At 70.2% G+C, this 13118-nt stretch carries 11 protein-coding genes; all 11 read right to left on the reverse strand.

What is annotated here, in order from left to right; translation table 11 throughout:
• Nucleotides 1–1116, reverse strand: a complete 1116-nt coding sequence (locus TAE01_RS04070) for a winged helix DNA-binding domain-containing protein (protein WP_246111125.1) — start codon at nt 1114–1116, stop codon at nt 1–3.
• On the reverse strand, nt 1116–4709 hold the full coding sequence (dnaE, locus tag TAE01_RS04075; protein WP_147063694.1) for a DNA polymerase III subunit alpha: 3594 nt from the start codon (nt 4707–4709) through the stop codon (nt 1116–1118). The genes TAE01_RS04070 and dnaE overlap by 1 nt, the downstream gene beginning before the upstream one ends.
• Before the next feature lie 197 nt (nt 4710–4906).
• On the reverse strand, nt 4907–5839 hold the full coding sequence (locus TAE01_RS04080) for an RluA family pseudouridine synthase (protein ID WP_147063696.1): 933 nt from the start codon (nt 5837–5839) through the stop codon (nt 4907–4909).
• The gene (locus TAE01_RS04085) at nt 5832–6551 is read right to left on the reverse strand and encodes a signal peptidase II (RefSeq protein ID WP_246111126.1); all 720 of its coding nucleotides are present in this window, start codon (nt 6549–6551) and stop codon (nt 5832–5834) included. Before TAE01_RS04085 ends, TAE01_RS04080 begins: the two co-directional genes overlap by 8 nt.
• Nucleotides 6552–6622: 71 nt before the next feature.
• Nucleotides 6623–7513 (reverse strand): TraR/DksA family transcriptional regulator, encoded by an 891-nt coding sequence (locus TAE01_RS20805; protein WP_147063700.1) that lies wholly within the window; start codon nt 7511–7513, stop codon nt 6623–6625.
• Between the two features lie 175 nt (nt 7514–7688).
• Complete coding sequence (locus TAE01_RS04095) at nt 7689–8963, reverse strand: DivIVA domain-containing protein (protein ID WP_186815028.1); 1275 nt, start codon at nt 8961–8963, stop codon at nt 7689–7691.
• 128 nt (nt 8964–9091) lie between these two features.
• On the reverse strand, nt 9092–9376 hold the full coding sequence (locus tag TAE01_RS04100) for a YggT family protein (RefSeq protein ID WP_045193091.1): 285 nt from the start codon (nt 9374–9376) through the stop codon (nt 9092–9094).
• A 101-nt stretch (nt 9377–9477) separates the two neighbouring features.
• On the reverse strand, nt 9478–9960 hold the full coding sequence (locus TAE01_RS04105; protein WP_147063710.1) for a cell division protein SepF: 483 nt from the start codon (nt 9958–9960) through the stop codon (nt 9478–9480).
• A 40-nt stretch (nt 9961–10000) separates the two neighbouring features.
• Entirely contained in the window at nt 10001–10741 is a 741-nt protein-coding gene (locus TAE01_RS04110; protein ID WP_147063711.1) for a YggS family pyridoxal phosphate-dependent enzyme, read from the reverse strand.
• On the reverse strand, nt 10738–11484 hold the full coding sequence (locus TAE01_RS04115) for a purine nucleoside phosphorylase YfiH/LACC1 family protein (RefSeq protein ID WP_147063713.1): 747 nt from the start codon (nt 11482–11484) through the stop codon (nt 10738–10740). Before TAE01_RS04115 ends, TAE01_RS04110 begins: the two co-directional genes overlap by 4 nt.
• 127 nt (nt 11485–11611) lie before the next feature.
• Nucleotides 11612–12904: a cell division protein FtsZ gene (ftsZ, locus tag TAE01_RS04120; protein ID WP_147063715.1), complete on the reverse strand. Its 1293-nt coding sequence runs from the start codon at nt 12902–12904 to the stop codon at nt 11612–11614.
• Between the last annotated feature and the right edge of the window lie 214 nt (nt 12905–13118).

Here is a 13118-nt window from a genome sequence, read left to right on the forward strand (position 1 = left end):
TCAGCCACCCCCACCGGATGCGGCGACGGGGACGACCTCGACCTCGGCGTCGAGGAAGGTCCCGTAGCGGGCGGCTGCCTGCTCCACCTCGCGCCAGCGGCGTGCGGGGAGGTCGGCGAACGGCGTGACCTCGAGCTGCACGCGGTCCCGTCCCTGGACGCGCCGCCAGGTGCCCGTCACCTCGCCGTCGACGACGATCGTCGGCTTGAAGACCATGTTGCGGCCGGGCACGACCTCGACGACGCGCTCGGGTGGGAGGGTCACGTCGCGCGACTTGTAGCCGAGGAGGAACTCGTCCCACTGCGGCAGCAGGAGCATGCCCCCCGGCCCTTCGGAGACCTCCCGCGCGTCCACGTGCGTCAGCCACGTCTGTCCGTCGAGGTGCTCCCGCACGATGCGGTCGCCGACGAGCGCGAGCGCCTCACGGGCCAGCCCGAGGGGCTTGAGCAGCCAGCCGGCGAGGTCCCTCTCGGTGACCGGCCCGTGGCTGCGCACGTAGCGCTCGGCGACCGTCGCCAGCCCCTCCTCACGGGAAGGCTTGCGGGAGTGGGGAACCCACTTGTCGATGAGGACGAAGCTCGGCTGCTTGCCGATGAGCGGGCCCTGGCAGATGAGGCCGCTCATGCAGTGGTGACCGATGAGGTGGTAGTTGCGCTGGCCGCTCGGGTCGATGCCGTGCTCGAGGAGCAGGGAGGCGACGTCGGGCCGGCTCATCGGCCGGCGCAGGTGCTCCTCGAAGAGGCGCCCCGAGAGCTCGACCTCGGCCTCGGTGATGCCGAGCTGGGCGAAGCGGGTCGCGAGGGTCGTGCTGCGCGGGGAGGCGAGCAGCTCGCACATCCACCGGGCGTCCTCGGCCGGGACCCAGTGGATCGTGCCGCGCATCGGCCACGTGCGCACGACCTCACGGTCGCTGACCGCCTGCTCGACCTGGGCGAGGGTCAGACCGGAGCGCACCCCGAGCGACCAGGCGCCACTGGCGTAGTCCTGGGCCTGGAGCGCCCCGAGCTCACGAGCCACGTCGAGCGCCGACACCGGGCCGGGCGCATCGAGGCGGGGCTCCAGCCCGAGCGCAGCGACCCGCGCGCGACGCATCCGCCGCCGCTCGGCCTCGCGCATCAGCTGAGGCAGGCCGGACCGAGCAGCGCCTTGAGGTCGCCGAAGAGCGCCGAGGTGGCGGTGACGCGGAGCGAGTCGTCGAGCGACATGAGCACCGACCGACCCGGCTGGGTCAGCTTCACCTGGACCTCGGTGGCGCCGGGGTGCTCGCCGAGGACCCGCTTGAGGCTCTCGGCGACGGCCGGGGTCGCACGGCCGAGCGGCAGCGTCAGCACCACCGGACCTCGCGGGCCCTCCTTGATGTCGGGGATCGTCAGCTCCTGGGCGAAGATCGAGATCGAGTCGTCGCGGGCGGAGATCCGGCCCTTGACCGCGCACACGGTGTCCTGGGCGAGCATTGTCGAGTACGTCGTGTAGGCCGACGGGAAGAAGAGGCACTCGATGGCGCCGTCGAGGTCCTCGACGGTCGCGATCGCCCAGAGGTCGCCCTTCTTCGTGCGCTTGAGCTGCAGGCTCGTGATGAGCCCGGCCACCGTGACCGGCGTGCCGTCGGACTTGGGGTCGTCGCCCATGAGCGAGGCGATCGAGGTGTCGGCGTGGGTGGCCAGGATGTGCTCGATGCCGAAGAGCGGGTGGTCGCTGACGTAGAGGCCGAGCATCTCGCGCTCGAAGGAGAGCAGGCTCGCCTTGTCCCACTCGAGGGTCGGGACGAGTGGCAGCCCGTCGAAGGCTCCCGGGCCGTCGGCCGCTCCCCCGTCGGCGTCGTCGCCGAAGCTGCCGAACAGGCTGTCCTGGCCGATGGCCTCCTGCTTCTTGACCTCGACGAGCGCGTCGATGTAGCGCTCGTGGACCTCGACCATGCCGCGGCGGCTCTCACCGAGCGAGTCGAACGCGCCGCCCTTGATGAGCGACTCGATGGTGCGCTTGTTGCACACGACCGCGGGCACCTTGGAGAGGAAGTCCTTGAAGGAGGCGAAGGCGCCCTTGTCCTCACGCGCCTTGATGATCGCCTGCACGACCGGCAGGCCGACGTTGCGGATCGCGGCGAGGCCGAAGCGGATGTCGGTGCCGACAGCCGCGAAGTTCGCGATCGACTCGTTGACGTCGGGCGGCAGGACCTTGATGCCCATGTGACGGCACTCGTTGAGGTAGAGCGCCGACTTGTCCTTGTCGTCGCGCACGCTCGTCAGCAGCGCCGCCATGTACTCGGCGGGGTAGTTCGCCTTGAGGTAGCCCGTCCAGTACGACACGAGGCCGTATGCCGCCGTGTGCGCCTTGTTGAACGCGTAGTCCGAGAACGGCACGAGGACGCCCCAGAGCGCGGCGATCGAGGCCTCGTTGAAGCCCTGGGACTTCATGCCCTCGGAGAAGGGGACGTACTCGGCGTCGAGGACCTCCTTCTTCTTCTTGCCCATGGCGCGGCGTAGCAGGTCGGCGTTGCCGAGCGTGTAGCCGGCGAGCTTCTGGGCGATCTCCATGACCTGCTCCTGGTAGATGACCAGGCCGTAGGTCATCCCGAGGATCGGGTCGAGCGCGTCGATCATCTCCTGCTGGAGCTTGCCCTTCAGCTGGGGGTCGAGCGGGACGACCTCCTGCTTGCCGTTCTTGCGCAGCGCGAAGTTCGTGTGCGCGTTGACGCCCATCGGGCCCGGTCGGTAGAGCGCGAGGGCGGCCGAGATGTCCTCGAAGTTGTCGGGCTGCATGAGCCGCAGCAGGGAGCGCATGCCGCCGCCGTCGAGCTGGAAGACGCCGAGGGTGTCGCCACGCCCGAGCAGCTCGTACGTGGCGCGGTCGTCGAGGGTCTTGGACAGCTCGTCGAGGTCGATGTCCTCGTCACGGTTGAGCTTGATGTTCTCGATGGCGTCGTCGAGGATCGTCAGGTTGCGCAGGCCGAGGAAGTCCATCTTGACCAGGCCCAGCGACTCGCAGCTGGGGTAGTCGAACTGCGTGATGATCTGGCCGTCCTGGAGGCGGCGCATGATCGGGATGACGTCGACGAGGGGCTCGCTCGACATGATGACGCCCGCCGCGTGCACGCCCCACTGGCGCTTCAGCCCCTCGAGGCCGAGCGCCGTGGCGACGACCTCCTGGGCCTGCGGGTCCTCGTCGTGGACGACCCGGAAGTCACCGGCCTCGTTGTAGCGCTTGGAGTCCGGCTTGAAGACGTCGGCGAGCGGCATGCCTTTGCCCATGACGTCGGGCGGCATCGCCTTGGTGAGCTTCTCACCCATCGCGAAGGGGTGGCCCAGGACACGGCTCGCGTCCTTGAGGGCCTGCTTGGCCTTGATGGTGCCGTAGGTGACGATCTGTGCGACGCGCTCCTCGCCGTACTTCTCCGTCACGTAGCGGATGACCTCGCCGCGCCGGCGCTCGTCGAAGTCGACGTCGAAGTCGGGCATCGACATGCGCTCGGGGTTGAGGAACCGCTCGAAGATGAGGCCGTGCGGGACGGGGTCGAGGTCGGTGATGCCCATCGCGTAGGCGCACATCGAACCGGCACCCGAGCCACGGCCGGGTCCGACACGGATGCCGTTGCGCTTGGCCCAGTTGATGAAGTCGGCGACGACGAGGAAGTAGCCCGGGTAGCCCTTGGAGACGATGACGTCCTCCTCGAAGGCCGCCTGCTTGCGGGCGTAGTCCGGCACCCCACCGGGGAAGCGGCGCTGGAGGCCGGTCTCGACCTCCTTGATGAACCACGACGTCTCGTCCTCGCCCTCGGGGCACGGGAAGCGGGGCATGTAGCGCCCCTCGCCCTCGGTGAAGGACACGTCGCAGCGTTCGGCGATGAGCAGCGTGTTGTCGCACGCCTCGGGCAGCTCGCGCCACAGGTGGCGCATCTCCTGGGCGGACTTGAGATAGAAGTCGTCGGCGTCGAACTTGAACCGGTTGGGGTCCATCAGGGTCGAGCCGGACTGGACGCAGAGCAGGGCCGCGTGCGCCTTGGCGTCCTCGGCGCGCGTGTAGTGCAGGTCGTTGGTGGCGACGAGCGGCAGCTTGAGGTCGCGCGCGAGCCGGATGAGGTCCTTCTGCGTGCGCCGCTCGATGTCGAGCCCGTGGTCCATGAGCTCGACGTAGACGTTCTCGTTGCCGAAGATGTCGCGCAGCTCGCCCGCGACCTCGCGGGCCTCGTCGTACATCCCGAACCGGAGCTTGGTCTGGATCTCGCTCGACGGGCAGCCGGTCGTGACGATGAGGCCCTTGCCGTACGTCGAGAGCAGGTCACGGTCGATGCGTGGCCACTTCGTGTAGACCTGGTCGAGGCTCGCGATCGAGGTCATGCGGAAGAGGTTGTGCATGCCCTCGTTGTTCTGGGCGAGCATCGTCATGTGGGTGTAGGCACCGCTGCCGGAGACGTCGTCGCGGCCGCCGTCGCCCCAGCTGACCTTGGTCCGGTCGGTGCGCTGCGTGCCGGGCGTGATGTAGGCCTCGACGCCGATGATCGGCTTGACGCCGGTGCCCTGCGCCTTCTTCCAGAACTCGTAGGCGCCGAACACGTAGCCGTGGTCGGTCGTCGCGAGGGCCGGCATGCCCATGCGCGCCGCCTCGCTGAAGAGGTCGCCGATGCGGGCGGCCCCGTCGAGCATGGAGTACTCCGTGTGCACGTGGAGGTGCACGAAGTTCGGATCGTTTCGCGGGGCGGCTTCGGTCGACATCGTGGACGAGTCTAAGCCTCCGCTCGGACACTCCTCGGCGTGTCGGGGCGGGGTGTCGGGCGGGGTCTCGGACGGGGTGTCGGAGGGGGTGTCGTCGGGACGCCAGCATCACCCCGTCCGGAGCAGGCCCTGGGCGCTCGCAGCCCCCGGACGGCATACGCCATCAGCCTTCACGGTGAGGTGGAGGGTTAGAGTCCTCAGAAGGTGGCGACGATGTCGAGGGCCCGCTGCAGGTCCTCGGGGTAGGGGCTCTCGAAGTGGACGTACTCCCCCGTGCCCGGGTGCTCGAAGCCCAGGCCGACGGCGTGCAGCCACTGGCGCTCGAGCCTGAGGCGCGCCGCCAGCTTCGGGTCGGCGCCGTACGTCAGGTCGCCGCAGCACGGGTGGTGCAGGGCCGCGAAGTGCACGCGGATCTGGTGCGTTCGACCGGTCTCGAGATGGATGTCGAGCAGGCTCGCGTGCCGGAACGCCTCGATCACCTCGTAGTGCGTCACCGACGGCTTGCCGCTCTTCATGACCGCGAACTTGTAGTCGTGGCCCGGATGACGCCCGATGGGGGCGTCGACCGTGCCGACGACCGGGTCGGGCAGGCCCTGGACGAGGGCGTGGTACGTCTTGTCGACCGTCCGGCTGCGGAAGGCCTGCTTGAGGCGCGAGTAGGCGTTCTCGCTCTTGGCCACGACCATGAGGCCCGACGTGCCGACGTCGAGACGGCTCACGATCCCCTGGCGCTCCGGTGCTCCCGACGTCGAGATCCGGTAGCCGGCGGCCGCGAGCCCCGAGACGACATCGGGTCCGCTCCACCCGACGCTCGGGTGGGCGGCCACCCCGACGGGCTTGTCGACGACGACGATGTCGTCGTCGTCGTGGACGATGGACATGCCCGGAACGGGCTGGGCCACGACCTGCAGGGTGGGCCTCTCCTCGGGCCGCGGCAGCGACACCTCGAGCATCGAGCCGGCCGAGAGCCGCTCGGACTTGGCGACGGACTTGCCGTCGATGACGACGTGGCCGTCGGCCGCGAGGTCGGCGGCCTTGGTCCGGGAGACCCCGAACAGCCGCGCCACGCCGGCGTCGACGCGCTCGCCCTCCAGACCGTCCGGCACGAGCACGGTGCGCACGTCAGGCACGGTCGTCGTCCCCCTGTCGGTGCGCAGCACGCGGTTCGGACGCACCTGCGGCGCCGGGCGTCCCGGTCGCCCCGGTCGCCCCGTCGGTCTGTCGCGTCATGTCGGTCTCGCCGTTCGTGGTGGTCGTGCCCGTGACCGCGGAGGCGTCACGAGAGGTGTCGGTGGGCGAGGAGGTGTCACCACGGCCGTGGTCGCGGCGCCCGTCGACCCCGATGCCGAGGATCGCGAGGATGACGATGAGCCCGGCCGCGGAGACGATCCAGATGTCGGCGACGTTGCCGATGAACCAGCGGTTGTAGTCGATGAAGTCGACGACGTGGCCCTTGCCGCCGCCCGGGGGTCGGACGAACCGGTCGGTGAGGTTGCCGATCGCGGCCCCGAGCAGCAGGCCGAGCGCGATGGCCCAGGCGCGCGACCCGAGCTGGCGCGAGACGACGATGATCGCGACGAGCACGGCCAGCGCGATGCCGGTCATGACCCACGTGTTGCTCGCCCCGAGCGAGAGAGCCGCGCCGGGGTTGCCGATGAGCTTGAACCGGATGAGCTCGCCGACGAACGGCCGCGGCTCGCCGTCACCGAGCACGTCGAGGGCGACCATCTTCGTCAGCTGGTCACTGACGTAGGCGAGCACCGCGACCACGCCCAGGACGACGAACAGTCGCCTGCGGCGGTCGGCCCTCGGTCGGGTCTCCTCGGCGGACGTCGTGCTCACGGCCTCGGTCGATGTAGTGGTGGACACGCCACCGACCCCCGCTCGGGGGGTCGACGTGGCGTGGTCTGGCTTCAGTGGCGGTCCTGCTTCTCCTGGCATGTCATGCACAGGGTCGCACGAGGACGGGCCTGAAGTCGAAGCTTGCCGATGGGGTTGCCGCAGTTCTCGCAGATGCCGTAGGTGCCACCCTCGAGCTGCTCGAGGGCGTGCTCGGCCTGGCGCAGGCTCGCACGCGCGTTCGCGGCCACGGAGATCTCGTGCTCGCGCTCCGCGGTCTTGGCGCCGGCGTCGGCCTGGTCGTCGCCCGAGCCGTCGCCCGAGGCGCGCAGCAGGTCGTCGAGCTCGTCCTCGGCCAGCTTGAGCTCGACGCGGTGCTGCTCGATCTCCTCGAGGAGCACGCCGCGGACCTCGCTGATCTCGTCCTCGCTCCAGGGGCTCTCGTCGTCCTTGACCCGGAGCTGCTCGGCGATCTTGCGCGCGCTGGGGCGGCCCGCGCCCGCAGCCTTGGCAGCCGTCTTGGCCGTGCTCGCCGTCGTGCCGGCGGTCGAGCGGGTTCCTGCGGTGGAGCTCGTCGTCACTGCTGCCTTCTTGGTTCGGGTCGCGGGGGCCTTCGCCGCTGTCTTCGCGGCCACGGCCCTCGCTGGGGTGGTCTGAGGGGTGCTGGCCCGCTTCGTCGCGGGAGTCTTCGGGGCCGGCGCCTTCTTGGCGGGAGCCGCCTTGGTCACCGACGCCTTCTTGGCCGGAGCCGCCTTCGTCACCGACGCCTTCTTGGCCGGAGCCGCCTTCGTCACCGACGCCTTCTTGGCCGGGACTGCCTTGCTCGCCGACGCCTTCTTGGCCGGGACTGCCTTGCTCGCTGACGCCTTCTTGGCCGGAGCCGCCTTCGTGGCTGCTCCGGTCGCCCTGCTCGTGGTTGACCGCTTGACCGCGGTGGTCGCCGCTGCCGTCTTCTCCGCCGCCATCAGACCCTCCGTCGTTCAAGCAGTCGACGCTGACAAGTGGGGCTGACAATAAGCCCCGTTCGGGTCGTGCACAAACGCGAAACGCTCAGGAGGCCAAAGTGTTCGCCCCTCAGGACGACACAGGCCGCCCGGGAGGGTTCCCGGGCGGCCTGCGCGCGTCTGTTCGAGGTGGGGCTCAGCCCTGGTTGCCGTCTCCGGCACCGGCGCGGGCCGGCTCCTGGGCACTCGAGTCGAGGTCGTGGAGCTGACCCTCGATGTAGGACTTGAGGTTGCTGCGGTAGTTCTTCTCGAAGCCTCGCAGCTCGGAGATCTTGCGGTCGAGCAGGCCCTTCTGCTTGTCGAGCTCCTCAAGGAGGGCGGCCTTCTTCTGCTGGGCCTCGGCGACCATGCCGGTGGCGCGCTCGCGCGCCTCGGTCAGCATCTCGTCGCGCTTGGTCGTGGCCTCGGCGATCATCTGGTCGCGCTGCGAGGTGGCCTCGGTGATCATCTGGTCGCGCTGCGAGGTAGCCTCGGCGATCATCTGGTCGCGCTGGGCGGCGGCGGCGGCTGCGATCTGCTCGGCCTCCTGGGTCGCCTCGTCGTGGCGGTTCTGACCGGCGCTGATGAGCTCGTCGTGGCGCGACTGGGCGGCGGCGAGCATCTCGCGGTGGCGGTTCTCGGCCTCGGAGATGAGCTCGTTGCGTCGGGTCTCACCGGCGGCCACGTGCTCGTCGTGCAGGCGCTGGGCCAGGGCGATGACCCCGGCGGCGTCGAGGTTGCCCGAGGCGGCTGCGGCAGCCGGCGCTGCGGCGGCGGCGACCGGGGCCTCCGGCGCGGCGACGGGCGCCTTGGCGGCCTTGGCGGCCTCCTCACGCAGTCGTGCGGCCTCGGCAGCGGCGGCGTCGGCGTCTGCCTGGGCCTTCGCGGCGCGCTCCTCGGAGGCTCGGGCGTTCTCCTGGGCCTTGGTCAGCTTGGCCTCGGCGTCGGCGACCTGCGAGTTGAGCCCGTTGAGCTTGGCCTGGGCGTCGTTGAGGGCCTGCGAGTCGACGGCCGACTTCGCGGTCGCCTCGGCACGCTCGGCCTCGGCCTTGGCGCGGTCGATGCGCTCCTTGGCGGCGCGCTCGGCGTTCTCGGCATCCGCCTTGGCCTTGGCTGCCCGGTCCGACGCTGCCTTGAAGGCGCGCTCGGCATCCTGGATCTTCGCGGTCAGACCACCGAGCTTGGCCTCGTCGCCGGGGCGACCGACGGCAGGCATCGCCGCCGTGGGACCGTCGGCACGCACGGCCGACTGGTTCTTGCTCGCGCGGCAGTCGTTGAGCTGCTTCAGGTAGTCGTCACGCTGCTCGATGAGCGAACGCATCTCCGCCACGATCTCGTCGAGGAAGTCGTCAACGTCCCGCTCCTCGTAGCCACGACGGAACTGCGTGGTCTGGAAGTGCTTGTTGAGCACCTGTTCTGGCGTAAGCGCCATGTGTCACCTCGATACAGACGTAATGGTTCGGGTCAACGCTATCTAACGTTCCGGTCACGAACCAAAGCCATGCTCACAGATCGGCGTGTGTCCCCTGTGGCTGTCGGGACGACATGACCACCGATCGGTCAGAAGAAGCTCGGCACGTTGAGAGCGAGAGAGGTCAGCAACATCAGGACGAGGAAGCTGAGGTCTAGTCGGACGCCGCCGAGGTTCGGCGACGGGATCACCTTGCGCAGGGCGCGCAGCGGCGGGTCGGTCACGGTGTAGACGGCCTCGGCCAGGACGAGGACGACCCCGGAGGGCCGCCACGACCGAGCCAGCACCTGCACCCAGTCGATGACGAAGCGACCGATGAGGGCGATGAAGAAGGTGAAGACCACCACCCCGTAGATCGTCCAGAACGCGTCCATGTCCGTCAGTGTCCCTGATTCGGGGCCCGGAGTGTGAACCGGGGTCCGGACCGGCTCGCCCGCGAACCCCGCTTCGTGCTCGCTCGGTCCGGCTCGGACGCTCAGCTCTGGTTGAAGAAGCCGCGCGTCGAGGCGGCCGGGGCCTCGGGCTCGTCGGCGGAGATCTCGACGTGGGCCGGCGAGAGGAGGAACACCTTGGAGGTGACCCGCTCGATCGTGCCGTGGAGTCCGAAGACGAGGCCGGCCGCGAAGTCGACGAGACGCTTGGCGTCGGCGTCGTCCATGTCGCTGAGGTTCATGATGACCGGCACCTGGTCGCGGAACCACTCGCCGATGTTCTTGGCCTCGTTGTAGGTCCGCGGGTGGATCGTCGTGATCCGGTTGAGCGAACCGACCTCCACGTCGCGCACGACGGCGGCCACGGGTCGCTTGGTGGGCAGCTGGGTCACCGCTGCGGTGTGCTCGGACTCGTCGTCGTAGCGGTCGGAGTCGTCGTAGGCGTCGTACTCGTCGTAACGCTCGTGACGCTGGTCCTCCTCGCTGAGTCCGAGGTACACCATCGTCTTGCGCAGTGCCCCTGCCATGGCCAACTCCCAAAACGTCGGATTGTGATCGCTGCCGACGTTACAGAAGTGACGGGCGGGAACCGAGGATTGCGGTGCCGACACGCAGGTGTGTCGCACCGTGGCGCAGCCCTGCCTCGAGGTCGCCGCTCATTCCCGCTGAGATCCAGTCGGCCTGCGGGTGCCGATCGCGTATGCCGTCCGCGACCTCCCGGAGCCGGGTGAAGGCCGCGTCGGGGTCGGCTCCGAGGGGCGCGACGGCCATGACACCGCGCAGGTCGAGACGGTCCTGTGCCGCAACGGCATCGGCGAGGCCCTCGACGTCGTGCGGCAGCACGCCACCACGGGAGGTGTCCCCGTCGAGGCTGACCTGGAGCAGGACCCTGAGTCGCCGGTCCGCGGCGTGCGCCCCCTTGGCGAGGGCCGTCACGAGCTTGGCCCGGTCGACCGACTCGACGACGTCGGCGTACGCGGCGACGTGCGCGGCCTTGTTGCTCTGCAGCTGACCGATGAAGTGCAGCGTCAGGTCAGGCTCCCCCGCGTCCGAGAGCGCCTGCCGGACCTCGCGGAACTTCTCGCCCGCCTCCTGGTCGCGGTTCTCGCCGAAGTGCCGCTCACCCAGGTGGTGGAGCAGCAGCACGTCCGAGGCCGGGAAGTACTTGGTGACCACGACGAGCGTGACATCGGCGGGGTCGCGGCCGGCCTCCGCGCAGCCCCTGGCGATGCGCTCGTGGACGGCGGCGAGGTTGTCGCGCAGCTGCCCGGCACGCGCCTCGGCCCCTGCGACGGGGGCGCTGGTCACGAGGCGACCTCCCGGAGGGCCACGACGCCGGCGAAGCGCCCGGTCCGGCCGTCACGCCGGTAGGAGTACAGGTCGGCACTCTCACGCGAGCAGCCCGGGATCCACCGGACCGCGACATCGGCCGACGCGAGCTGCTCGACGACACCGGCCGCCACGTCGATGGCGGGCGTCCCGGTCCACGAGCGCGCTGCCGACGACGGGGCGACCGAGGCCGCAGCCGCGGACATCTCCGGCGGCACCTCGTAGCAGCGGCCGCACACCGACGGGCCGACCGTCGCCGAGACGGAGGTCGCGCCCAGGTCGCGCATCGCCCCGACGGCGCGGCCGACGATGCCGGCGAGCATGCCAGGCCTGCCTGCGTGGACGGCGCCCACGACACCGGCGCGCGCGTCGTGGAGGAGCACGGGCACGCAGTCGGCGACGAGGACGCCGAGGGCGAGCCCGCGGGTGCGCGTGACGATGCCGTCCACGGCGGGGGGCTGCGCACCCCAGGGCCCGTCGACCTCGACGACGTCGGCGCCGTGGACCTGGTTCATCAGCACGAGGTGCCCCCGGGGGACGTCGAGCTCGTCGGCCAGTGCGGCTCGGTTGCCCTCGACGTCTGCCGGGTCGTCACCCACGTGACCGCCGAGGTTGAGCCCGGCATACGGCCCGCGCCCCCGTCCCGACGAACGGCCCGTGAAGCCGACGTCGACCGGGTAGCTCTCGCCGTCGCTCGCGATGGTGGTGCGCCAGTAGAACACGGGCACCAACCTATCCCGGGGCCGTCCGCCCGACGGACGCCCGCGGCGGCGCCCCGGGCAGGGACGACGACGGGCGGGAGACGCAGTCTGCGTCTCCCGCCCGTGCGAAGCCGGTCTCGGTGTCGACCTACTTGAGGAAGTCCGGGACGTCGAGGTCGTCGCCCTCGTCGAAGGTCACCTGTCGCGGTGGCTGCTGGGTGGCGGGCGCCGGGACGTGGTGCTGCGGCTGCTGCTGGTGCACCGCCGGCGCGGCGGGCTGCTGCGTCGGGAGCTGCTGGCTCTGCGGCTGGTGCTGCACGGGCGCCGGGTGCACCTGCTGCTGGGCAGGCTGCGCGACGCCGTTGGTGTGCTGCGGCTGGGCCTGCTGCGGCGCCGGCGCGGCCGGACGCTGCGGCGGGGCCTGCTGCTGGGACTGCTGCGGGCGCCCCATGACCTGTCCGAGGGCACGGTCGTCGTGGCGCTGCGTGGGGCCGCCGCTGTCGAACCCGGCGGCGATGACGGTGACCCGCACCTCGTCGCCGAGCGCGTCGTCGATGACCGCACCGAAGATGATGTTGGCCTCGGGGTGCGCCGCCTCCTGGACGAGACGGGCGGCCTCGTTGATCTCGAAGAGACCGAGGTCGGAGCCACCCTGGATGGAGAGCAGCACGCCGTGGGCACCGTCGATCGAGGCCTCGAGCAGGGGGCTGCTGATGGCCAGCTCGGCGGCCTGGACGGCGCGGTCCTCGCCCCGGGCGGAGCCGATGCCCATGAGGGCGGAGCCGGCGCCCTGCATGACCGACTTGACGTCGGCGAAGTCGAGGTTGATCAGGCCCGGCGTCGTGATGAGGTCGGTGATGCCCTGGACACCGGAGAGCAGGACCTGGTCGGCCGAGCGGAAGGCGTCCATCATCGAGACGTTGCGGTCGCTGATCGACAGCAGTCGGTCGTTGGGGATGACGATGAGGGTGTCGACCTCCTCGCGGAGGCTCCCGATGCCCGACTCGGCCTGGTTGGCTCGACGGCGCCCCTCGAAGGTGAAGGGACGCGTCACGACACCGATGGTCAGGGCGCCGAGCTGGCGGGCGATGCGGGCCACGACGGGGGCGCCGCCGGTGCCGGTGCCGCCGCCCTCACCTGCCGTGACGAAGACCATGTCGGCCCCCTTGAGGACCTCCTCGATCTCCTCGGCGTGGTCCTCTGCGGCCTTCTTGCCGACCTCGGGGTCGGCGCCGGCGCCGAGGCCGCGGGTGAGCTCACGGCCGACGTCGAGCTTGACGTCGGCGTCGCTCATGAGCAGGGCCTGGGCGTCGGTGTTGATGGCGATGAACTCGACACCCTTGAGGCCGACCTCGATCATGCGATTGATGGCATTGACGCCGCCGCCGCCGATGCCGACGACCTTGATGACGGCCAAGTAGTTCTGCGGTGCTGCTGCCACGAGAGTGGGCCTTCCTGACTGGTGGTGCCGGTGCTTCGTGTGGTCTGGGGGGCTGTGCTGGATCTGCGGGGAAAGCGGGAGATCGTGCGGCTCGGTCCGAGCCTGTAGCCCTCAAACCTTAAACGTCGACATAAAGGTTACAGTTTGGTCACGAACCAGTGCCCCGACGGTATGACGCGCCACAGGGTGGTTCAACCCACGCTGCGGCGTGTCG

Source organism: Terrabacter aerolatus (assembly GCF_007991735.1).
Classification (GTDB): domain Bacteria; phylum Actinomycetota; class Actinomycetes; order Actinomycetales; family Dermatophilaceae; genus Terrabacter; species Terrabacter aerolatus.